Genomic DNA, 471 nt, shown 5'->3' with positions numbered 1-471 from the left:
CGCGCGCGGCGTCGGCTCGACGCCGGTGCCGGTGCGCACGAACAGCGCGTCGCGGAACATCAGCCGCAGCCGGCCGAGCGCGTAGCTGACGGACGGCTGCGTGACGCCGAGCCGCAGCGCCGCGCGGCCGACGTGCCGCTCCTCGTATACGGCGCGAAACGTCTTCAGCAAGTTGAGATCGAGATCCTGCACGCGCAGTTCGGATGCATCGTTGTCGTGCGGTGCGGGTTCGGTGCGGGCCGGGGCCGCCGGGCGGCCGGGTGCGGAGTGCGTCATCGGGGTTGCCTCGCGGTGACGGAAGGCGCCGCCGGGCGGCCGGGAGAGGACCGGGACATACTGAATAGCGACGACGGAGGGACCGGGCGCGCGCGGGGGCGCACCGCTAAACAGGCGCACGTTACCACAGCGGCGATGCGCGCTGGCGCGAGCGCCACGCCGCACTGATAAAATGCACGGTTTCGGCCGCCGTGC

1 protein-coding gene is annotated in these 471 nt (G+C 72.6%); it reads right to left on the bottom strand.

The genetic code is table 11. From position 1 onward, the window contains the following. Positions 1-276: LysR family transcriptional regulator (locus tag G3N98_RS39580; protein WP_206151158.1), on the bottom strand; the 276-nt coding region annotated here is incomplete at its 3' end. Positions 277-471 lie beyond the last annotated feature (195 nt).

Source organism: Burkholderia sp. Tr-20390, assembly GCF_017104595.1.
Lineage (GTDB): Bacteria > Pseudomonadota > Gammaproteobacteria > Burkholderiales > Burkholderiaceae > Burkholderia.
This window is presented reverse-complemented; position numbering and strand designations above follow the sequence as displayed.